23 protein-coding genes and 6 tRNA genes are annotated in these 22,286 nt (G+C 29.8%); 17 read left to right on the forward strand and 12 right to left on the reverse strand.

Annotated features, from left to right (window positions below; genetic code table 11):
- Positions 1-84: 84 nt before the first annotated feature.
- On the forward strand, positions 85-669 hold the full coding sequence (locus Q0984_RS00665) for an ArsR family transcriptional regulator (RefSeq protein ID WP_299522039.1): 585 nt from the start codon (positions 85-87) through the stop codon (positions 667-669).
- A gap of 31 nt (positions 670-700) precedes the next feature.
- Here the strand turns inward: Q0984_RS00665 and hypF are convergent, their stop codons facing one another.
- A complete protein-coding gene (gene hypF, locus Q0984_RS00670) occupies positions 701-2,953 on the reverse strand; it encodes a carbamoyltransferase HypF (protein ID WP_299522042.1) in 2,253 nt (750 codons plus the stop codon).
- 49 nt (positions 2,954-3,002) lie between these two features.
- Between hypF and larB the strand changes: the two genes are divergently transcribed.
- Positions 3,003-3,761 carry a nickel pincer cofactor biosynthesis protein LarB gene (gene larB / locus Q0984_RS00675; protein WP_299522045.1) on the forward strand — a complete coding sequence of 253 codons (759 nt, stop codon included), beginning with the start codon at positions 3,003-3,005 and terminating at the stop codon, positions 3,759-3,761.
- A gap of 5 nt (positions 3,762-3,766) precedes the next feature.
- On the forward strand, positions 3,767-4,336 hold the full coding sequence (locus Q0984_RS00680; RefSeq protein ID WP_299522048.1) for a GNAT family N-acetyltransferase: 570 nt from the start codon (positions 3,767-3,769) through the stop codon (positions 4,334-4,336).
- 2 nt (positions 4,337-4,338) lie between these two features.
- On the opposite strand, the gene hisE is transcribed toward Q0984_RS00680, so the two are convergent.
- From hisE to gatB, 3 genes are read right to left on the reverse strand one after another with little or no spacing between them, the layout of a single operon-like run.
- Positions 4,339-4,629 carry a phosphoribosyl-ATP diphosphatase gene (gene hisE / locus Q0984_RS00685; protein ID WP_299522052.1) on the reverse strand — a complete coding sequence of 97 codons (291 nt, stop codon included), beginning with the start codon at positions 4,627-4,629 and terminating at the stop codon, positions 4,339-4,341.
- Positions 4,630-5,430, reverse strand: coding sequence for a CBS domain-containing protein (locus tag Q0984_RS00690; RefSeq protein ID WP_299522055.1), 801 nt, complete (start codon positions 5,428-5,430; stop codon positions 4,630-4,632). It lies immediately after the preceding gene.
- Positions 5,431-5,444: 14 nt separating this feature from the next.
- A complete protein-coding gene (gene gatB / locus Q0984_RS00695; RefSeq protein ID WP_299522058.1) occupies positions 5,445-6,797 on the reverse strand; it encodes an Asp-tRNA(Asn)/Glu-tRNA(Gln) amidotransferase subunit GatB in 1,353 nt (450 codons plus the stop codon).
- Between the two features lie 102 nt (positions 6,798-6,899).
- Between gatB and Q0984_RS00700 the strand changes: the two genes are divergently transcribed.
- Positions 6,900-7,232, forward strand: coding sequence for a hypothetical protein (locus Q0984_RS00700; protein ID WP_299522061.1), 333 nt, complete (start codon positions 6,900-6,902; stop codon positions 7,230-7,232).
- Here Q0984_RS00700 and Q0984_RS00705 read toward each other — a convergent pair.
- On the reverse strand, positions 7,229-8,218 hold the full coding sequence (locus Q0984_RS00705; protein ID WP_299522064.1) for a radical SAM protein: 990 nt from the start codon (positions 8,216-8,218) through the stop codon (positions 7,229-7,231). The genes Q0984_RS00700 and Q0984_RS00705 overlap by 4 nt on opposite strands.
- A 201-nt stretch (positions 8,219-8,419) precedes the next feature.
- Here Q0984_RS00705 and Q0984_RS00710 point away from each other — a divergent pair.
- The 8 genes from Q0984_RS00710 (at position 8,420) to Q0984_RS00745 (ending at position 10,307) form a co-directional block, all read left to right on the forward strand.
- Positions 8,420-8,492: transfer RNA gene (locus Q0984_RS00710), tRNA-Asn, on the forward strand.
- 5 nt (positions 8,493-8,497) lie between these two features.
- Positions 8,498-8,571: transfer RNA gene (locus tag Q0984_RS00715), tRNA-Ile, on the forward strand.
- 23 nt (positions 8,572-8,594) lie between these two features.
- Positions 8,595-8,669 (forward strand) — tRNA-Glu (locus Q0984_RS00720).
- A 57-nt stretch (positions 8,670-8,726) separates the two neighbouring features.
- Positions 8,727-8,809 (forward strand) — tRNA-Leu (locus Q0984_RS00725).
- Between the two features lie 31 nt (positions 8,810-8,840).
- A tRNA-His gene (locus Q0984_RS00730) sits at positions 8,841-8,916 on the forward strand.
- A gap of 31 nt (positions 8,917-8,947) precedes the next feature.
- Positions 8,948-9,355 (forward strand): Holliday junction resolvase Hjc, encoded by a 408-nt coding sequence (hjc, locus tag Q0984_RS00735; protein WP_299522067.1) that lies wholly within the window; start codon positions 8,948-8,950, stop codon positions 9,353-9,355.
- 146 nt (positions 9,356-9,501) lie between these two features.
- Positions 9,502-9,650, forward strand: a tRNA-Trp gene (locus Q0984_RS00740).
- Between the two features lie 48 nt (positions 9,651-9,698).
- On the forward strand, positions 9,699-10,307 hold the full coding sequence (locus tag Q0984_RS00745; protein ID WP_299522070.1) for an MBL fold metallo-hydrolase: 609 nt from the start codon (positions 9,699-9,701) through the stop codon (positions 10,305-10,307).
- Position 10,308: 1 nt separating this feature from the next.
- On the opposite strand, the gene Q0984_RS00750 is transcribed toward Q0984_RS00745, so the two are convergent.
- On the reverse strand, positions 10,309-10,959 hold the full coding sequence (locus tag Q0984_RS00750) for a TrkA family potassium uptake protein (protein WP_299522073.1): 651 nt from the start codon (positions 10,957-10,959) through the stop codon (positions 10,309-10,311).
- A gap of 59 nt (positions 10,960-11,018) precedes the next feature.
- Positions 11,019-12,452, reverse strand: a complete 1,434-nt coding sequence (locus tag Q0984_RS00755; protein WP_299522076.1) for a TrkH family potassium uptake protein — start codon at positions 12,450-12,452, stop codon at positions 11,019-11,021.
- Between the two features lie 87 nt (positions 12,453-12,539).
- Here Q0984_RS00755 and Q0984_RS00760 point away from each other — a divergent pair, with 87 nt between their 5' ends.
- From Q0984_RS00760 to sfsA, 4 genes are all read left to right on the forward strand, one after another.
- The gene (locus Q0984_RS00760) at positions 12,540-13,580 is read left to right on the forward strand and encodes a UPF0104 family protein (RefSeq protein ID WP_299522079.1); all 1,041 of its coding nucleotides are present in this window, start codon (positions 12,540-12,542) and stop codon (positions 13,578-13,580) included.
- An 84-nt stretch (positions 13,581-13,664) separates the two neighbouring features.
- Positions 13,665-14,555 carry a formylmethanofuran--tetrahydromethanopterin N-formyltransferase gene (gene fhcD, locus Q0984_RS00765; protein ID WP_299522082.1) on the forward strand — a complete coding sequence of 297 codons (891 nt, stop codon included), beginning with the start codon at positions 13,665-13,667 and terminating at the stop codon, positions 14,553-14,555.
- A gap of 421 nt (positions 14,556-14,976) precedes the next feature.
- On the forward strand, positions 14,977-16,509 hold the full coding sequence (locus tag Q0984_RS00770; RefSeq protein ID WP_299522085.1) for an NAD(P)H-hydrate dehydratase: 1,533 nt from the start codon (positions 14,977-14,979) through the stop codon (positions 16,507-16,509).
- A 1-nt stretch (position 16,510) separates the two neighbouring features.
- On the forward strand, positions 16,511-17,239 hold the full coding sequence (gene sfsA, locus Q0984_RS00775) for a DNA/RNA nuclease SfsA (RefSeq protein ID WP_299522088.1): 729 nt from the start codon (positions 16,511-16,513) through the stop codon (positions 17,237-17,239).
- Between the two features lie 45 nt (positions 17,240-17,284).
- Here the strand turns inward: sfsA and Q0984_RS00780 are convergent, their stop codons facing one another.
- Both Q0984_RS00780 and Q0984_RS00785 read right to left on the reverse strand, forming a co-directional pair.
- Positions 17,285-18,010 (reverse strand): NAD-dependent protein deacylase, encoded by a 726-nt coding sequence (locus Q0984_RS00780; RefSeq protein ID WP_299522091.1) that lies wholly within the window; start codon positions 18,008-18,010, stop codon positions 17,285-17,287.
- A 32-nt stretch (positions 18,011-18,042) separates the two neighbouring features.
- Positions 18,043-19,218 (reverse strand): argininosuccinate synthase, encoded by a 1,176-nt coding sequence (locus Q0984_RS00785; protein WP_299522094.1) that lies wholly within the window; start codon positions 19,216-19,218, stop codon positions 18,043-18,045.
- Positions 19,219-19,406: 188 nt separating this feature from the next.
- On the opposite strand from Q0984_RS00785, the gene Q0984_RS00790 reads away from it, so the two are divergent.
- A complete protein-coding gene (locus tag Q0984_RS00790; RefSeq protein ID WP_299522097.1) occupies positions 19,407-20,132 on the forward strand; it encodes a DUF4012 domain-containing protein in 726 nt (241 codons plus the stop codon).
- 158 nt (positions 20,133-20,290) lie between these two features.
- On the opposite strand, the gene Q0984_RS00795 is transcribed toward Q0984_RS00790, so the two are convergent.
- The 3 genes from Q0984_RS00795 to Q0984_RS00805 all read right to left on the reverse strand — a co-directional run bounded on the left by Q0984_RS00795 (position 20,291) and on the right by Q0984_RS00805 (position 22,234).
- Positions 20,291-20,512: a hypothetical protein gene (locus Q0984_RS00795; RefSeq protein ID WP_299522100.1), complete on the reverse strand. Its 222-nt coding sequence runs from the start codon at positions 20,510-20,512 to the stop codon at positions 20,291-20,293.
- The gene (locus Q0984_RS00800; RefSeq protein WP_299522103.1) at positions 20,475-21,104 is read right to left on the reverse strand and encodes a hypothetical protein; all 630 of its coding nucleotides are present in this window, start codon (positions 21,102-21,104) and stop codon (positions 20,475-20,477) included. Before Q0984_RS00800 ends, Q0984_RS00795 begins: the two co-directional genes overlap by 38 nt.
- A 452-nt stretch (positions 21,105-21,556) precedes the next feature.
- A complete protein-coding gene (locus Q0984_RS00805) occupies positions 21,557-22,234 on the reverse strand; it encodes an Ig-like domain-containing protein (RefSeq protein ID WP_299522105.1) in 678 nt (225 codons plus the stop codon).
- Between the last annotated feature and the right edge of the window lie 52 nt (positions 22,235-22,286).

Genomic DNA, 22,286 nt, shown 5'->3' on the forward strand with positions numbered 1-22,286 from the left:
TATTAAAGTAACAAAAAGTTATCTTTCTCGTATTTTATTATAGTAACAAAAAGTTATATAAAGGTTTCGGTATAATTTATATTTATGGAAGATACAAACGAAATTGAAAAAAATAAAAGGAATTCTAAAAAAAGTAGTCCTTACTCTAATTCAGTATCTATCATTGAAATCAATGGTGATTATGGAAATCCAGATTATGAAATTGATAAAGAGGATATACTTGACGTAATGGGTTGTAAAACAAGAAGAGATATTATAAATCTTTTAAGGGAAGAACCTATGTTTGTAAGTGAAATTTCTAATGAACTTAACATAGGTCAAAAAGCGATTATAGAACACTTAAGAGCAATGGAAAACATTGGAATATTAAGTTCTTCATATAAAAAGATTCTTAGAGGTAGACCGCGTAAATATTATGATTTGGATCATGAAGTTAATATTCATATTACTATTAATAAGAATACATTTAATGTAAACTTTAATGAGGATATATTAAATACTCCACAATTGCCATCTGGTGATGAATGGTCTAAATTATTGGATATCGAAAAAAGAATTGATAATGGTCAAACAGAAGCTATTTCAGAACTTATGAATCAAATAAGATTATATGAAAATCTTAAAGATAGAGCAGAATATATCTTAGAAAGAACTCTTAAAAACAAATAACTTGGCTATTGTTTGTATCTATTCTTTTTTTTTATTCTTTTTTTGTTTTAGCTACAATGGCTTGACCTAATGAAACAGAACCATCTCCAGCACAAGTATTTTTATGTTGGATAAATTGGTATCCATTTTCTTCAATGTAATGTTTACATGTATCTGTTATTGCTTCATTGTAGAATACTCCACCTGTAGCTCCAATAACATTAACTCCTTTTTTATCTGCATTTTCAATAGCTAATTGTGAAAGTCCACTAGCCAGTGTCTTTTGAGCTGCATTTGCAATATCTGACTTATTTTCTCCTTTTTGATATAATCTAACAACTTCACGAAGGATTTCACGAGTGTTTAATATGTTGTTTTTAATTTCAAATGGAATTTCCAAGTCATTTTTAGAGTAATATGCAACAGATTCTAATTTCATTGAACATTCTCCTTCATATGTTCGTTCATTACATATTTCTAAAGCAGCAGATATTGAATCTAAAACTCTTCCAGTACTTGTTGTTAAACCAACATTAATTCCTTTTTCTATTTGTTTATAAATGTTTTTAATTTCAATTTCACCATATTTGAAATAATTAACATAGTTTTTGATTAACTCGTCATCATCGATAATACTTAAAAGCATTCTGATAGGATATTTTGTTGCTATATCTCCACCAGGCATTTTATGTGGCTGTAAATGACCTAATCTTTCAAAATTATTAATGTTGGTGTATAATATTTCTCCTCCCCAGCTTGTACCATCACTTCCATAACCCACACCGTCTGCTGCAATTACAATCATTTCATCAAGACCATAATCATTAGCTAATGCAACACTATGTGCATGATGATGCTGCACACCTACTACATCACAGTCAAATTTGTCACTAAATTCATGAGCTAGTTTTGTTGTAAAGAAATGTGGATGTAAATCACATGCAATCATGTCAAAGTCATTTATTTTAGTGATTCTTTCCATATTTTCAATAGCTTCTTTCATGAAATCTAAAGTTTTTATTTTATTTGTATTTCCAATATGCTGTGAAGGATAAACCATGTTATCTTTAGCTATTGCAAAAGTCACATCAAGTTCAGGACCTAATGAAAGCACATTCAAATCATTTACTTCATAATTGATTTTGTAAGGTTCTGGAGTATAACCTCTGGATCTGCGAATAAATGAAAGATTACCATTTCTAAATCTGATAACTGAGTCATCACATCTGTTTAATATTCTGCGATTATGAATTAATGAGTAATCTGAAATATTGTTTAAATTTAATATTTCTTCATTTGTAATCATCATAGGTTCTCCTGGAGTATTTGCTGAAGTCATTACATAAGTATCAATATTGCCTTCATCAAAAAGCAGATAATGCATTGGGGAGTAAGGTAACATAACTCCAATATTATGTAATCCTGGAGCTAAAGATTCTGGAAAATTATAATTTTTATTTTTCTTTAAAACTACAATGGGTCTTTTGTTAGATGTGATTGTAGCTACTTCATTATCACTTAATTTAGCATAATTTTTAACAGTATCTAAATCTTTACTCATAACTGCAAAAGCTTGATTTTCACGATTTAAACGTTTTCTTAATTTTTTAATAGCTTTATCATTATATGCATCAACTACTAAATGTGTTCCTCCAATCCCCTTGATAGCTAATATTTTTCCTTCTTTTAATTTACCTGCACCTATTTTAATTGGATTTCTGGTGGTAATTTCAGTTAAACCTTTATATATTTTCATTTCAGGCCCACAATCACCACAACAAATAGCTTCCCCATGATAACGTCTGTTTAAAGGTTCTCTATACTCTTCAAGACATTTATCACATAATGGAAAGTCTTCCATTGATGTTCTAATTCTATCATATGGAACTTCATTAATAACTGTAAACCTAGGTCCACAATCCGTACAAGCATTAAATGGATATTTATAACGTCTATTGGTAGGATTTCTAATTTCATCAAGACATTTATCACAGATAGCTATGTCTGGAGGTATTACAGATACTCCTGAAAATTCATCAGAACTTTCCATTATTGTAAAATCAGTATAATGTTTATTTGGAATGTCTTCTATTTTCATAGATTCTATTTTAGCTATTGGAGGTAATTCTTTTGGCAACCTATCAATAAATAAATTAATATTGTCACCCTCAAGGATAATTTCAACCACATTTCCCAGATTCCTAACATAACCTTTTAAATCTAAGTCTTTTGCAAGTCTATAAATGTAAGGTCTAAATCCTACTCCCTGAACAATTCCTTGAGTTAAAATCTTTTTTGCTATCATAGTCAATATATATTTAAATATAATTATTGTATAAAATAGTTATGATAATATGAGAGAAATTCTTGAAAAATTAATCAAAGAAGAAATTAGTCTTGAAGAATGTGAAAGACTTTTAAAAGCAGATACTATTTTAGAATTTGATGAAGTTGCTAAATTTGATAAGTCACGTTCTTCAAGGACAGGTTTTCCAGAAGCAGTTTTTTCTCCAAGTAAGGATTATGATGATCTTTTGTTAATAGTTCAGGAATATTTTAATTCAGACAATCCTGAAAATCTAATTATAACTAAATTATCTTGTGAAAGATATGGAAAATTAGTTGATGATTTAGATTTAACTGGATTTAAATTTGATTATAATAAAAGAGCTCAGATTTTAGTTATTAAAAACAAGGAAATTCCTAAAACATTAGGTAAAGTTGGTATTATAACTGCTGGAACATCAGATATTAATATTGCAGAAGAAGCAAGAATAATTGTTGAAGAAGGTGGTTGTGAAGCTATTACTTCATATGATATTGGAGTAGCTGGAATTCATAGATTATTCCCTCAGATAGCACACATGATTAAAGAAGGTGTAGAAGTATTAATTGTTTGTGCAGGAATGGAAGGTGCTCTACCTTCAGTTGTAGCTGGTTTAGTTGATATTCCAGTTATTGGGGTGCCAACATCAATTGGTTATGGTGTAGGTGAAGGAGGAAAAGTTGCTTTAAATGCAATGCTTCAGTCATGTGCTCCGGGGATAGCTGTTGTAAATATTGATAATGGGTTCGGTGCAGGAGTATTTGCACTGACAATAATTAAAAGGTAGATAATTTGATTTATGAAACATTTAATCCAGTTAAACATGATGTGAGAAAAGTAGCTAAGTTAATTTATGATGTTGATTTTCGAACATTTGACATGCTCTTTAAAAATAGTGATAAAGCTATTTCAACTATTGAAAAACAGTTAAGAAAAGAAGATTCTTTTGATGATACGAAAGTTATTTTAGATGAAGATAATAATATTATTGGATTATTGATATTTTGGATTTCTAAAAAACCTGCATTTTACCATAGTTTAAAAACAGTTAGTTTAAAACTACTTATTGTAGATATTTTAGATTATTTTGTATTGTGTGATGTTGAAAAAGGAGATTTTCATGTTGCAGAATTAGCTATTGATGAGTCTCAAAGAGGAAAAGGGCTTGGAAGTAAAGTTTTAGATGATGTTATTAGTTATGCTAAAAAAAATAATTTAAAAAGAGTAACTCTTGATGCAGATTTTAGAAATAATGGTGCTAAATCTTTATATGAACGAATTGGATTTAAAGAATTTAATAAAAAAAGAGTTAAAATAGGAAGTTTTGAAAGAGGAATGCACAATATGGAACTTAAATTATAAGTTTAATGTCTTCTACGTGCAAATTCTTCAAATACTTCATCTATTTCTATTCCTTTGTAAACAAGAATGAGTAATGTGTGGAAGATTAAGTCAACAGATTCATAAACTAAGTTTTCATCATTTTTAGCAGCAAGTAATACTTCACCACATTCTTCAGCTACTTTTTCAAGTATTTTGTCCTCTGCTTTTTTATCACTATCTTGCATTATTTTGGAAGTATATGAATCAATTGGATTGTCTCTTCTTTCTTCTAAAACTTTATAAACTTCTCTAATAATTTCATCTGATGCCATCTAATCACTTTTTTCATTTTCTTGTATACTTTCTGTAATAGCTATTAATGGATGTTTATCATCATCAATAATTTCAATATCGTCAAATGTTTTGATTCCTGCTTTATCTGCAGTTTTTTCTAATCCTAAATGAATATCTTTTCCTAAATCAATGACGTATGCATCAATTGTTTTACATCCTAATTGTTTTGCAGCTACTGTTCTGTGATGTCCATCTACTAAAATCCATCTATCTCCAGTTTTAACAACAATTGCAGGTTCAGCTAACCCCATTTTGAGTTCATAGCTTCTGCCTTCAAGTTCATCTGCATAAACTCTATCTTGAGTTGGTCTTATTTTATCAGTATCAACTTCCATATGTTTCAATGTACTTTTAATACCATATAATTGATCCATGGTATTTTTAAAGTAATCTACTTTGTTTGGGGTGGAACGTTCAATATGTGAACGCACCATATCTGTGTTTGTAATTATTCCAACTATTTCTCCTTGTTCATTAATAACTGGCATTCGGGATATGCCTCTTCTAAACATAACTCTGGAAGCATCATTTATACTTAAGTTTTCATTAGCTACTACTAATTTAGTACTCATAATCTCTGAGACTTTGTCTGCCCAGTCTTTAACTACAATATCAAAAGCAGTTACCATACCTACTAATTTGTTGTTTTCAACTACTGGGTAGCTATTATGATCACTTTTTTTCATTAATTTTATAACTTCTTCTGTTGTAGTTTCTGGTGAAACTGTAACAACATTTTTAGTCATATAATCTTTAACTAATGACTTGCTTTTAGTCATAGTTTGCCTCCATTTTATTCTATGTTTTCTTTTAAGATTTTAACAGTTTCTCCCGGATCTGCTTTTCCTCTGGTTAATCTCATAACTTGACCAACAAGGAAGTTAAGTGAAGATTTTTGTCCTTCTAAATAATCATTTACAGCTTTAGGATTTTCTTCAATAGCTTGTTTTACAGCAGCTATTACTTCATCATCTTTTACAACACCAAGTAAACCTAACTCTTCAGCTATTGCTTTTGGAGTTTGTTTATTATTTGGCATATGTTCTATGATTCTTTGACCTGCTTTGGTTGTTATTTCTTTATTTTGCAACATAGTTAAGAGTTCTACAATATCATCAACTAATATGCCACTATCTGCAAAATCAAGTTTATTATAAGATAATACTCTTTTAAGTTCATCTCTCATCCACATTGCAGCAAATTTGGAATCTACTTGTTTAGCTACTTCTTCATAAGCTATTGCTAAATCAAGTTCTGAAGTCAATACTTTTGCAGATTCTGAATCAATTCCATATTCTTCAGTAAATCTTTTTACTTTGTTGTGAGGTGCTTCAGGCATTGTTTCTAAAACACTGTCAATTTGTGAATCTGAAATTTCCATTGGTGGTAAATCTGGATCTGGAATGAATCTGTAATCATCAGCATCTTCTTTTAATCTCATACCTACTGTAATCATTTGAGATTCTAAGTATGCACGAGTTTCTTGTTTGATTTCAACACCTCTTTTCATAAGGTTTTTTTGTCTAACAAGTTCAAATTTCAATGCTTTGTAAGCTCCTTTAATGGAATTGATGTTTTTCATTTCTACTCTGTTTCCACCTTCAATAGAAATGTTTACATCAGCTCTCATAGTACCTTCTCCACGAGCTCCTCCGCTGTATTGTAATACACGAATAAGTTCTTTTAAGAAAGTCCTTGCTTCTTCTGGAGATTTTATATCTGGTTCTGTAACAATCTCGATTAATGGAATTCCAGAACGGTTGAAGTCAACAGTACCTCTGTCTGGTTTATATTGTCCTGGATCTTCTTCCATGTGGATTTCTCTAATTCTAACTCCATTTAATTCTCCTTCATAACCTATTGGTACTGAAGTTCTTTGATATCCGGAAGGTAAATCCGGATAATCATAATGTTTTCTCATGAAATAAGTAAAACCTTTATCGATTTTACAATTAAGCATTAAAGAAATCATTAATGCATTTTCAATTGCTTTTTCATTTGTTGGATGTGGTTTAGCACCTGGTTGGTTTAAACAAACTGGACAAATGTTGGAGTTTGCTGGTGCTTCTTTATAGTTTGTTGGACAATCACAAAATAATTTTGATTCAGTTTCTAATTGTACGTGGATTTCAAGTCCACACATCATATTGACACTAATAATAATTCCTCCAATTTTTTTGGAAAATCAAAATAGATTTATATTATGTAAGTATTTATAGTAATAGATTAATAAATATTTGTGATTTTTATGACAACCAGTGTTTTATTTACTCAAAAATTAGTATCTAAAGATGATGATAATAAGGTAAATATTGAGTGGAAAGTTGAAAATAATAGTGGAAATTTAATAGAAAATGTATTGGCTTTATCTCAAATTAATACTCATGATTTTGGGAGTATTGAAGATGGTGAGGTTAAATCAATTATTTTTGATGTTGAACTTCCTAGTGAAGAAAGTTTAAAAATGGATTTTGGTGAAGATGCAATTCTTCCAGATAAATTCGTTTTCAATGGGGTTAATTTAACTTATTTAATTGAGGGTAAATCATTTAAAACAAAATCCAACTCAATTGAAATTTAATATTTGTTTTTTAAAGATTCTTTTATATATCTTTTAATAAATTTATCTAGCTCTGGATTAATTTCACTTTTTGGATTTCCTAGTTTATTTTTATCTGTAAAAGTTCCTTTAAGTTGGCGTCCAGACCATTTAACTTCTTCTTCTACTCTTTTTCCATATTTTGTTCCAAACATTTTAAATAGTGGGAATTTGGTTATTCCATTAGTTCCACTTAATATGAGAATTCCAATATTGGCTAGATTGTCAATCCATGTTCCACATATTATAGTAATATCTGGAAATGTTAATCTTATTTTAGATACTACCTGAGCATAGTAAAGAGAGGCAGGCTGTGAGCTATTGGCATATACAGTTTCTTTATGAGGGTTTAATGAATAAAATATTACACGGTCAATTTTATGATCTTTAATATAATCTATTAAATAATCTATATCGTCTAATGTTTCACCAAGACCTAAGATTACAGTAATTGCTTTTTGAAAACCTAAATCTCCAGCTACATCTAACATATTACTTATTTTATCTAATGATTTACTTGGACATATTTTCTGATGTAATTTTGGATTGGCTACTTCAACAGCTCCAGTAATTCCTTTTACTTCATCACCATATTCCTCAAGCTCATCTGTAATTCCTGTATTTAGCCAAACACTGTCTCCAGTAATGTTTTTTATGGTTGTTGCTATTTCTTTGATTTCTAGGGTTGTAAATGACTCATAACCTCCTGAAAGGAATTCAATATTCCAATCTAAACGTTTACACATCTCTGCTTCAGCATATATGTTATGTATGTTACGTCTAGCTTTAGAAGGGTTTTTAATTTTATCTTTTTGGGTAGACATGTAACAAAAGGCACAGTCTCCTTTATCACACCACCATGATAAGAATATAGCTCTTTCTAAACTTATTTTATTTCCGTGTTTCTTTAATGTTGTTTCATTTGCTTTTTTAATTAAATCAAACATCTCTAAATCCATTTTAATCATTATTGTTTTTTGTTTGTTTTAGTATTAATAGTTAAAGTTATATACTAGTTCATCTAAACTATAGTATAGTTTACTTCTAATTTTGTTTAGATGTAATTTAATCAAAACATTTATATAGTATTAAATTCAAACTAATTAATACTGTTTGAAGTCTTTTGATTTGAATGGGTATGTATTTGGTTAAGATGATGGGTATCATATGCCATCGTAGCTCAGTAGGTAGAGCGTTCGGCTGTTAACCGATTGGTCACAGGTTCGAGCCCTGTCGATGGCGCTTTTGGGCCCATAGCTTAGCCAGGTAGAGCGTCCGGCTCATAACCGGAAGGCCATGGGTTCGAACCCCATTGGGCCCATTTCAATTAAATTATATCTGTATGCTCCGGTGGTGTAGTCCGGCCAATCATTTCGGCCTTTCGAGCCGAAGACTCGGGTTCGAATCCCGGCCGGAGCATTTTAAAAAATTTGTTAAGATTTTTAATGGTTTCTATGTATCCTTTCTTTTATATAAGCGGGGGTGCCCGAGAGGCCAAAGGGGACAGGCTTAGGACCTGTTGACGCAGGTCTACCAGGGTTCGAATCCCTGCTCCCGCATTTTAACAATTTTTTTATTTATTTATATTATGCCGGGGTAGGGTAGGCGGTCATCCTACGGGACTGTGGATCCTGTGACTCGGGTTCAAATCTCGGCCCCGGCCCCATGATTAAAACTATTTTTATGAGATTATTTTTATGGCTAAAAAAGGATCTGCTGAAGAAAGAGATTTAGTACATAAACTTTGGGAAAGAGATTTTGCAGCTATGAGGGCTCCTGCTTCTGGAGGAGCAACTAAAAAGCCTTTGCCTGATGTTGTAGCTGGAAATGGTAAATTATATTTAGCTATTGAGGTTAAAACAACAACCAAAGATAAAATTTACATTGATTATCCTCAAATTGATGCTTTATGTGAATTTTCTGAGAAGTTTGGAGCTAAACCGTATATTGGAATTAAATTTAAATATACTAAATGGTTATTTTTAGAACCTGAAAATACTGAACGTACTAAAAGTAATAATTATAAAATTGAAAAAGATTTTGCTTTAGAACATGCTTTAGAAATCGATGAAATCACTGGTATTGACAGGCAAATGAAATTTTAGAATATTTCCTGAACTTTTGTGGAGTTAAGAGTCATGGATTTTAAAATATAATAACAAGACTTATGAAGTATTCCTTCATTTAATGATAACATTTATATACTAATTAAATCATATTAATAATAGTATGTTATTATAACATATCTGTTGGGGTTATAGTGTAACCTGGCATCATCTGGGACTCCAGTTGTCTTTGAAGAAAATATACGCGTAACTGAACAGTATCCGTTGTGATGATCAATTGGAGTACTGAGGCAAGAGACATCCCAGGATCGGGGTTCAAATCCCTGTGACCCCATTTTTATAAAAAACTATTTTTAAATATTATAATTACAATACTATTTTTATGAATTCTAAAGATATTATATGGATTCCAGGTTTTAATTTAGATTCTAACTGTTATTTAATAGATGATATGTTGGTTGATACTGGAGCTGGAGATAATAAAGAATACCTTTTTTCTAAACTTAAAGAAAATGGTGTTGATCCTGAAGATATTAAGTTAATTGTTAATACTCATTGCCATTTTGATCATGTTAATGGTAATTGTTTTTTTCCTAATGCTAAAATAGCTATTCATGAAATTGATGCAAAAGCTTTAAGAGATGAGGATAATCCGGATACAGTAGCTAGTCATTTTGGACATAAAATTAAATGCCATAAAGTGGATATTGAACTGAAAGATGGGGATAAAATAAAAGATTTTGAAGTTATTCACACTCCAGGACATTCTAAAGGTGCAATATGTTTATGGGATGGTGAAAATTTAATCAGTGGAGATACTGTGTTTGGTCAAGGAGGTATTGGTCGAACAGATATTGGAGGTAGTTTTTCTGATTTAAAAAATTCTGTGGAAAAATTAAAAAAATTAGATGTTAAAACAATTTATCCGGGTCATGGAATGGTTGAAAATAATGGGAAAATGAGTATTGAAATGTCTTATTCTCATTTTTAAACTATTTTTCTAATTTTTTAGCTACTTTTTTAAATGCTCCTCTTTTTACAAGAACTGTAACTTTTTCTCCACGGCTTATAACACTATCTATTTGGGGAATCACTAATTTACCTTTTTGATAGGTAGCTATTATAATATAATCTTTTGTTGGAGATATTTCACCTATTTTTTTTCCAATAACTTTATCGTTGGTTATGGTCATATCAAAGATTTCAGCATCTCCTTCACCAAGTGTAATTAAATCTGCAACATTTGGTCTTGTAACAAGTTTTTCTAAAAGTCCTGCTGCAGTAACTTCTGGACTAATTACATTGTCTATTCCAACTTCCATAAATGCTTCTTCATGGTCAGGATTACTTACTCTTGCGATGATTGTTGGGACATTGTATTTTTTAACTAGGATACATGATAATAAGTTTGCTTCATCATTTCCAGTTGTTGCTATGAAGAAATCTGCATCTTCAATGTTTGTTTCTTCTAATAATTTTGAACTAGTTCCATTTCCACATATTACAAGTGCATCAAGTTCAGCTGCTACTTCTGAACATAATGATTCGTCACTTTCGATTAATGTAATGTCATGGCCGTCTTCAATTAATAGGTTTGCAAGATTAAGTCCTACACGACCTCCACCCATAATTATAATATACATATCAATTTTCCCCTTTAGTAATAATATACTATGTTTATTTTTGGATATTATAAATATTTTCATTTTTTAAATATTTCAAGGATACCTCTAAATAATACTAACATTGGGTAAATTTCTAATCTTCCTACCCACATATCTAAAACAGACACTATTTTTAAAACAGGGTGAAGATTGTTATTTAGGATTCCAAGATCCAATCCATTGTTTCCTTGAAGGGAAATTACACTAAATAAACTGTCAAATGGTTCATATCCATAGAAACAGAATATGAGCCAGGTTAATGCAATTGTTATTAAGTATAATGTTATAAAATTTCCAGTTTTTCCTATTTCTTTTTCAGATATTTTTCTGCCTGAAATTTTAATAGGTATTACTCTACCGTCTGGTGATAGGATTTCTTTTATATGTCTATAAATAGCTTTAAAATAAGTAATTATTCTGAAAAGTTTAATAGCTCCTACTGTGGATCCACTGGAACCACCGATTAACATTAAAATCATTAAAATAAGTAATACAAATGATGGCCATCCAGCCATAGTTAATGGTAGTTCAACATTAGCACCAGTTGTTGTAATTGCTGATGTAACTGTAAATAAAATGTCCATTGGCACTATGTAAGAGGTTAAATAAAGAATTATTGTAACAATGGCGATTATTGAAATTAAAGTTTTAAATTGTAAATCTCTGATTAATGATTTTCCTTTTGTTTTAATGATTTTGTAGTGTGCAAGAAAACTTGTAGCTCCTAATATCATTAATACAATTGAAATAAAATAAATTAAGTCATCATGGTAATAGCCTAAGTTTGCATTTTTAATACTCATTCCACCAGTTGCAATAGTGGAAAATGTAGTACAAACAGCATCAAATGCAGGCATTCCTGCAAGAAGGTATAATATTATTCCTACAGCAGTATAAATTAAATAAATTTCTATAGTTTTTTCAAGGGTGGTTTTTACACTAGGTTTTAAACGTTCTTCACGAGCTTCAGATTGGTATAATTTAGCAGATGCAGTTCCAGGTCGTGTTAAAACACCAATAACCATAACTACTACTCCTAATCCTCCCACCCATTGTTCAAATGCTCTGAAATATAAAACACTATGTGGTAATATTTCAACATCATTAAACATTGTTACTCCAGTCCCAGTTAATGCTGAAGTACTTTCAAAAATACCATCTAAAAAGCTAATTCCTGTTGCAAGGGATAGAGTTAATCCTCCAATAATACTTGCCCACATCCATGCGATTGATGAAATCATCATTCCATGTTTTAATTTCATTTTACTTTTGGAATATTTGTCAAATGTTTTTAGACAGATATATCCTAAAATGATGGAAAATATCCCTGGTATGATAAAACAGTCATAGTTAAACTCAAAATAAATTAAATCAACGAGTAATGGGAATAAACACATTAATCCCACTCCAATCATTACTACTCCTGAATATCGTGTAACTATACAAAGGTCTGTTTTATTTATATATTTCATTAGTTCTAATTTTTGAATAAATAGCTATATAAATATTAACTAGTAAATTTAAAATAAGTATATTCTAAATTTTAGTTGTGTGAAATCATGAAACATAAATCATTAATATTTCTACTAATCAGTTTTCTTATTTTAGGAATCATGCTTTATTTTGTAGGAATAGGAGATATATTAGGCGCTTTAGAAATTGCTAATTTATGGTTTATTGCATTAGCTATTTTAATTCAGGTTTTTACTTATTATTTATACACTTTGCGTTGGCAAATTATTAATAAAATGGATGGGATCGAAATAAGTATTAAAGAATTATTGCCGATTGTCATGGTTGGTTTGGCTGCAAATAATATCACTCCTGCTGGGAGAGGGGGTGGAGAACCTGTAAGGGCATATATCTTGTCTAGAGATAAAGGTTATCCAATGGAAGAAACATTTGCAACTGTTGTAGCTGATAAAGCATTAGATACTTTTCCATTTGTATTTTTAGCTATTTTAACAATTATTGGAATCACATTTTACTTTAAATTGGATTTATGGATTTTAATATTGATGATTGTTGCAGTAATAGCTATTGTAGCATGTTTAATTTTACTTATTTACATGTCTGTAAATCCGAAATTTGGTAAAAAAGTTGATGGTTGGATTATTGGATTGATTAGAAGATTTTATAAGAAAAATTCTGATGAATTGGAGCAAAAAGTACATAATGTAATTGATGGATTTCAAGACACTATGAAATTGGTAATTTCTGATAAAAGAATTTTACATCATGCATTACCATTATCTTTCTTAATATGGATATTGGAAATTTTAAGGGTTTATGTAGTATTTTTAGCATTTGGTGCTCAAGTAAGTCCAGTTATTATTGGTGAAGTATTTATTATGGCATCTTTAGTAGGTATGATTCCACTTTTACCTGGTGGACTTGGTGCTGTTGATGGTATAATGATTTTATTTTATTCAACTGCAGGTATAACTCCTTCATTAAGTGCAGCAGCTACTGTAATTGAAAGATTAATTTCATTCTGGTTAGCTACTATAATTGGTATGTTGATTTTACCTCATTATGGTTCTTCTGTTCTTGATAAAATTTCATTTAATTCAAAATCTGATGATGATTTAATTGAGTAAATAAATAGAAAACTTTATTTTATTTACTTTCCATATTTTTTAGTATAACAAAAATTAATTTTTTGTAAAATATTTGGTGAAAATATGGAAATTAATGGCGTAGAAATTAAAGATAATTATGCAGAAGGTTTCGGAATTAAAGTGACTAGAATTTTAGTCACAGCAGCTACTGAAAGATTAGCTAAAATTGCAGCTACTGAAGCTACTGGATACGGAACTTCTGTTATTGGATGTCCTGCAGAAGCAGGTATTGACTGTTACGTACCACCAACTGAAACTCCTGATGGAAGGCCTGGTTATGTAATTATGCTCTGTCAAGGTTCTAAAAAACAATTAGATCATGAACTTTTAGAAAGAATTGGTATGTGTATTTTAACTGCACCAACTGCTGCAGCATTCAATGTTCTTGATGACGCTGACGAAGAACTTAAAACTGGTTTTAAATTAAAATTCTTTGGTGACGGATTTGAAGATGAATTAGAAATTGATGGTAGAAAAATGCATTCTATCCCAATCATGTCTGGTGATTTCTTAGTAGAATCTACTTTTGGTTACAAAGCAGGTGTAGCTGGTGGAAACTTCTTTATCTTAGCTGAAAATCAAATGGCTGGAGTAATGGCTGCTGAAGCTGCTGTTGATGCTATTTCTGCTGTTGAAGGTGTAATCACTCCTTTCCCTGGTGGTATGGTTGCTTCTGGTTCTAAAGTAGGATGTAATAATTATGATTTCTTAAATGCATCTACTAACGAAAAAATGTGTGTAACTTTAAAAGATAAAGTTGACTCTGACATTAGAGAAGATGCTGATGGTGTATTTGAGATTGTTATTGATGGTGTGGATGAAGATTCAGTACGTGCTGCAATGAAAGCAGGTATTGAAGCTGCATGTAATGTTCCTGGTGTTTTAGAAATCGATGCAGGTAACTTTGGTGGAAACTTAGGAGCTTACAAAATTAACTTACAAGATTTATTCTAAGGGTATTTTCCCTTTTTTCTTTTATTTTTTTTCTTTTATTGAATATTTACTTCTTTTTTGAAAATTGCTTTTGTTTTAAAATATTGTTTTCAAATCTAACTGAAATTATATATGTTATTTGAAATATACAGTATTTTGGAGCATGTAGTAATATTATTACATGCTCTGTGTTTGCATATGGTATGAATGCAAATTCGTTTTGGTTAGTTTTTTGTGATGCAAAAAGTAGTCCAGTTTTAATTTCTATAAACTGGACATATTTTTTGCATATATCAAACTCTAACTTGATATATGGTTTTAATTACCTTTTTTTAAAATAAGTGTTCAGATTGGATACTGGACACTTTTATTATTTTAATTTCAAAATTAAAAAATGTTATTAAATATTATTTTTAAAAATTATATCTAATTGGTGATTTTTATGGATCCTATAGATATGAATGTTACAGATTTAAATTGTGAATATTTAGGTTTATCAAGACTTTGTTTAATGGAATCTGCAGGTAAATCTCTTGCAGAAGAAGTAGGTAAAATAGCTGTTTATACTTTTTCTAAACCAGTTAAAATAATAATTTTCACAGGGTCTGGTGGAAATGGGGGGGATGGATTTGTAGCTGCAAGATATCTTCTAAATAGGGGGTATGATGTTGATATTTACATGTTAAAAGATAAAAATGGAATTTACTCCAATGAAGCTAGAACAAATCTTGAAATTCTTGAAAATATGAAACCAAGATTTTCTCATTTAACACTTCATAATCTAAAAACAATTGAGGATATAAATAACTGTGAAGTAGCCAGTACAGATAGTTTCTCAGAATTTATTATTATAGATGGAATTTTAGGAACTGGAATTAATGGTAAATTAAGAGATAATATAAAAAGAGCTATTGAAATTATAAACAATTCTAATGGATTGACAATTAGTGTAGATGTTCCATCTGGACTAGATCCACTAACTGGTCAAATACAAGATGCAGCTGTTAAACCACAATATACAGTAAGTTTCCATAAAGTAAAAACAGGAATTCATAAAGCAGGTGAAGAAAAAGTCGGAGGTATTGTAACTTGTGATATTGGAATCCCTATTGAAGCAGAATACTTTATAAATTATGGGGACATGATTAAACTTAATAATAGGTCTGAAAACTCACATAAAGGAAATAATGGTAAAATTTTAATTGTTGGTGGAAGTAAAGAATACTGTGGTGCTCCAGCTATTGCAGGACTTGCAGCTATTGGTGCAGGTGCAGATTTAGTATATGTTGCAACTCCCCAATCATCAAGTTTAGCTATTTCAACACATCCAGATTTAATTGTACGTCCATTGGAAGGTGATTATTTAACAACCAATCATGCAGAAAAAATTTTAGAATTGGCTGAAAAGGTTGATGCAGTATTATTAGGTCCTGGAGCTAGTATTAATGATGAAACTGGAAAACTGTTAAATATTTTAGCAAGTAAAATTAAAAAACCACTGGTTTTAGATGCAGATGCTCTAAAACAGATTAAACCTCAAATTATCAAAAACAGAGAGGATATAATTTTAACTCCACATATTTTTGAATTTAAATCATTTTTTGGTAAGGATGTTAAGTTAAATTTAGATAGCTGTGACTTTAGCGAGGTTGATGAAAACATATCTGAATTCCAACAAATTGTAAGACAAATTAATGGAGTAGTTATAATTAAAGGAGCAATTGATTTGGTAGTTCAGAAAACCAAATTTAAACTTAATAAATCTGGAAACCCTGGAATGACTGTTGGTGGAACAGGAGATGCATTAGCAGGAATAGCTACTTCATTATTATCTAAAGGATTAAATGCATTTGATGCAGCTACATTAGCTATTTTTATCAATGGTCTTGCAGGAGATGAAGCATACCTGGAAAAAGGTTATGGATTTGGAGCTACTGATTTAGTTTCTTATATTGGAAAAGTAATTAAGGGATAATATGGATTATGTTAAAGGTATTTTTAAAAGTAGGCCTAATAGATTCATAGCTGAAGTGGAAGTTAATGGAAAAATTGAAATGGCTCATGTACCTAATACTGGAAGATGTAAAGAATTACTGGTTGATGGAGCTACAGTTTACCTTAAACCTTCTGATAATCCAAAAAGAAAAACAAGATTTACTCTGCATTTTGTTGTAAACAAAGGAGTTTTGGTGTCACTTTATTCACAAGAAGCTAATAGTATTGTATATGATGCAATATTAAATGGTAAAATAAAAGAACTTCAAGGATATTCTTATCATCAAAGAGAAAAACAAGTAGATGATTCAAGAATTGATATATACTTAGCTAATCAAGAATATGATTGTTGTGGAATGAACTTCTTAATAGACAGTTGTTATATTGAAGTTAAAGGAGTAACTCTGATAGTTGATGGTGAAGCAAGATTTCCAGATGCACCAACTCAAAGAGGAGCAAAACACCTAAAAGAATTAATTAAACTCAAAAATAAGGGTAATAGAGCAGTAGTATTCTTCTTAATCCAACATCCTGCAGGAAATAACTTTAGACCAAACTGGGAAAATGATCCAGAGTTTTCCAAAACTTTGGTTGAAGCTGAAAATGAAGGTGTTGAAATACTTGTCTATAAATGCAATAATACTTTAGAAAGTATTGAATTAATTCCTAAATCTTTAGATTATGATTTAACTAATATTAATGGAAAGTAAAATTATGAATATAGTTATTTTTTTAAAATCTTACTAAAAACTTTATTAAAATTTTATTTTATCTAATGTTTCTCCAATAGCTTCATTAATTACTAAAGTGGCTAGTTGGTCATAATCAGTTTTGCTTTTATTGATTAAAACTAAATTTTTTCCATTAAAATAGTTTATTAAACCTGCAGCAGGATATACTACTAATGAAGTTCCACCAATGATTAATGTGTCTGCTTTTTGAATATATTCGATGGATTTATTTAAAATATTCATATCTAAAGATTCTTCATATAAAACAACAGCTGGTTTTATTATTCCTCCACAAGAACAATGTGGGATGCTATTACTTTCTAAAACAGAATTTAAATCATAATATTTTTTACAAATTTCGCAGTAGTTTCTATAAACACTTCCGTGAAGTTCTAATACATGTTTACTTCCTGCTTTTTGGTGTAAGCCATCAATATTTTGTGTAATAATTGCTTTCAGTTTGCTTTCTTTTTCTAATCTAGCTAGTGCATAATGTGCTGGATTAGGTTTAGCATCTGGAAATATTAAACAGTCTTTATAATATTTAAAAAATTCTTCAGTATGTTCTAAATAATAGCTATGTGAAACTAATCTTTCTGGAGTATCTCCATATTTTTCTAAGCTTTTAAAAATTCCAGATTCACTTCTAAAGTCTGGAATTCCACTTTCTGTTGACACTCCTGCTCCTCCAAAAAAGACAATATTGTTTGAGGAATTTATAATTTCTTGCAGTTGTTTAATTTTATTCATAAAAAATAGTAATGTTAGATAGCTAATTAAAGCTATCTGTTAAGTTTTTGATAGTTTGCAGCTTGAATACCATGGTATTTAATCATACCTTCAACTTCTCTTTGATCAGTTTCTTTATCTTCAAAGGTGATTTGTTCGATACTGTGTAAGCTGAAAGGTGATTTTCTAGTTAATGGTGCAATTGAACCTTTAAAGAGTTTCATTGTAACTTCACCACTTACTCTTCTTTGCATATGGTCAATAGCTTGATCAATATCTTCTCTTAATGGTTCTTGCCATAATGCTCTGTATACTAAGTCAGCATAAAGTGTACTCATGTATTCTGCAAATCTTAATTCATCGGTAGTAAGTACTAATTCTTCTAAAGCTTGGTGAGCTGCAATTAATAATTTAGCACCTGGAACTTCATAGGTTTCCCTACTTTTAAGTCCAATCATTCTGTTTTCAATAGTATCTACTCTACCAATTCCATTTTCACCAGCAATTTTGTTTGCTTCTTTAATAATATCTATTAAAGGCATCATTTTTCCATTTATTGCTACTGGAATTCCTTCTTCAAATTCGATAGATACTTTTTGAGGAGTGTCAAGTGCATCTTCAGCAGAAGCAGTCCATGCATAAATTTCTTCAGGAGGTTCATTTGCAGGATCTTCTAAGATGTCTCCTTCAATGGATCTTCCCCAGATATTTTCATCAATACTGTAAATCTTATCAGAGTTTAATTTAATATTATTTTTAGCAGCATAATCTTGTTCTTCAGTTCTAGTTAAGTTTAATTCTCTGATTGGTGCAATAATGTCTAAATCAGACATAGCTAAGATAACTGCTTCAAATCTGAATTGATCGTTTCCTTTTCCAGTACATCCATGAGCAATAGCTGTTGCACCTTCTTTTTTAGCAATATCTATGATTTTTTGTGCAATTAAAGGTCTTGCAAGTGCGGTACTTAATGGATATCCTTCGTATTCAGCATTTGCTTTTATACCTCTAGCTATATATTCATTTGCAAATTCTTCTTTAGCATCAATAGTGTAATGTTTGTAGCCACCTATTTGTTCTGCCATTTTTTCAGCTTTAGCTATTTCTTCATCGCCTTGACCTACATCTACACATGCTGTGATAACTTCAACATCATATTTTTCTTCTAATAATTTAACACATACAGAGGTATCTAATCCACCACTGAATGCAAGAACTACTTTGTCCATTTAATCACCATAATAAAATATTATAAATTAATTTCTATTTTTAATAGTATTTAATATTAATTTTCATTAAGGTTCTTATTTGTGGAATTTAGTAATAAATATAAAAATAGAACTTTGATATTGGTCTAAAATATTAATATGATAAAAATCAAAATAGTATATTAAGTACTTAAAATGTGGGGCAATATATGAAGAGGAGAAGTAAAATTATTATAATAATCATTGTTTTAATTGTGATTGGAGCAATAATTGTTATAGGAAATTCATTTTTAAATAGTCCTCCTTTGGATTTAGGAAATAAAAATATTTTAGTGTTAGCTGCTGATAAAGATGAGCAATCTGGTGGTGGTGTTGACATGGCATTTATGGTTAAACTAGAAAATGGGACAATAGCGAATTATACTCCAGTATATCCTGGAGGAATGACTCATCCTACAGAACATGCTCTTGGAAATCTGGGAGGACCAATGCTTCTTCATGATTGTCTATGGGATGGACCAGAACCTGGTATGAAATATGCAAAAGAAATTGTAGAATATAATACTGGGATGCATGCTGATGCAGTAGTAATTGTTTATGATACTGGATTAGATGCAATTATAGATTCAATTAGGCCACTTAAAGTGGATGGTGTTGAAACTAATCTTAGTGCAATAGATATTGTACGACAAAATGATAATTATGCAGGATATCCTCATAGGGATTCTGGAATAACTGGAAATATGTCTAGGGGAGATGCAGTAATGGTATTGGTTAAAGCACTTTCTGAGGCTTCTAAAGATCCTGTTAAAAAGGATACTATGATTAAAGTAGCTATTGAAGAATATTCTAAAGGAAATATTTTAATGGATCCTGAAGAATCTTTTGTAAATTTAATGGTTACAAAAGGTTTTGAAAGTATTTCATCGTCGTAATGAAAAAACTAGAATTTTCTAGATTTTTTCATAAAACTATTTTTTTTGTTTTATAAGAATTTTTATTGAATAATAAACTATCTAATTTTTATTTAAAGTAAAACACCATTATCGGGAGGATAATTGTGTTTTTATTTTATTTCTTAGTATATTTGAATCTAACTGAAGCTGTTAGGTATAGGAAGAACATATATTTCTTTTTCAAATGCATAAGCTCTTTGTCTTGAATCTGAAAAATGATCTCCATTATATGCTGCACTCCATGATCCAAACATTTCTGTTGAAGTTGGATCTGATACGACCCATCTGTTATTAAGGTATACTTGTGCCCATGCATGTCCACTATTTAAGTTTGAAGAAACACCTAGTATTCCTCTCACTGTTAATCCAGATGATTTTGCTAAGGACATAAAATAAATTTGTTTGATCATAACAATTTCCAGTAAATAATAGTGCTGTATTGTATGCATTGTTTAATCCATTACCGTAGTCTCTATAATTGCAACTATAAATATATTTTTCTAAATCATTACTACAAGTTTTTGTTAAATTATTAGCTAAACTAGTAATATATTGATTATTTAAACATTGATAATTAGTTGATTGTTTATATTGTGATAGTGGGCCATCGGTTGTTGAAGAATAACCTTGATTCATTTCTCCTGTTGTAACAAGTATTGTTTCATATAGTTTGGCAGTTATGCTAGATTCTCCATAATTAGCACTTATTCCATAAATTTTTGGGTTTAAATTGATATTCATTTTTGCAATTCCATTTGAATAGGTAGTTCTACTGTATTCGTTTTGATTAATCCAAAAATTAATTTTTTTGTTTGCTAATGTATTTCCATTTAAATCAGTTAATTTGACTTTGTAGGTGTCTCCTTTAATAACATAATTTGAGAGTGAAATTAAAGAATATTGATTTTGATTTTTTGAAAAAACATTTATGTTACAATTAATTGGAGTCATTGATTTATATTTGCTTAAATATGGGATGTATATCCTATTTTTATATTGTATGTTCCAGGGTTTAAATTAATATTTATTTTCCCAATTCCATTGCTATCAGTTATCCTATTGTAATTTACACCATTTATTGTAAAAGAAAGATATTCTCCAGATATTGGAACTCCTTTATTTGTTTGTAAATTTAATATTTAATGCTGTTCCTTGGTTTAATTTTGGATTTATAGGACATAATAATGTATCTTCAACTAAAACGGTTAAAGAAGATTCTCTAGAACAAGTTTGGTAATTATTTTGTCCTGCAAAAGAGTAATAAATAGTATATGTTCCTGGATTTAAGTTTATTGTTAGTTTTGCAATTCCATTTGAGTCAGTTGTTTTTATGTAATTGATATTGTTGATTTTAAATATTATATTCTGGTTAGATAATCGTTTTTCATTTAAATCAAATAGAGCTACTTAAACTGTTCTGCACGATAAACATTGGTGGATATTGGTTGTATATATGTATTTCCTTTAAAAACAAATAAGCTTATGGAGTTGTATGTGGAATAATAGTCAGTATCTCCTCCAAAATAATATTCTAATTTATATGTTCCTGGATTTAAGTTTATTGTTAGTTTTGCAATTCCACTGGAATCTGTGATTTTGGAATATTTTTGATTGTTAATAGTGAAAATAACATTTTTATTTGCTATTGGAACACCATTTAAATCAGTTAATCCATTTTGATTTAAATTAGGTGTTTTTAATATTATTTTAAATGCAGTTCCTTGTGATATGTGGGTTAAGCTATTTGAAAAATAAGTTGTTTTCTTTGTTGAATCAGCAGTTATAATATCGCTTGTTGTATCAAACTGGTATTGATTTAAGTTAATTTCTGGAAGTATTATGGTAATGTTGGTGAAGTCTTGTTCTGTTATTTTGGTATTTTCGTGTATAGTAATATTTGAATTTGTATTTTCTATATTATTTTCATTTACTTCAGAAATGTGGTCTGATTTTAAATTTTTAGTTTCATTATTCATGTTTGTATAATCTATTTTTTCATTTTCGTCATTTACATGTAATTCATGTTGATTTGTTTCTATTTGATTTGTAGAATTATCTTCTGCAGAAACAAATGGGAGCATGAAAAACATTAATGTAATAAATATTATTGTATTTCTTTTTCATAAAATCTCC

The organism is uncultured Methanobrevibacter sp., from assembly GCF_934746965.1.
Lineage (GTDB): Archaea > Methanobacteriota > Methanobacteria > Methanobacteriales > Methanobacteriaceae > Methanocatella.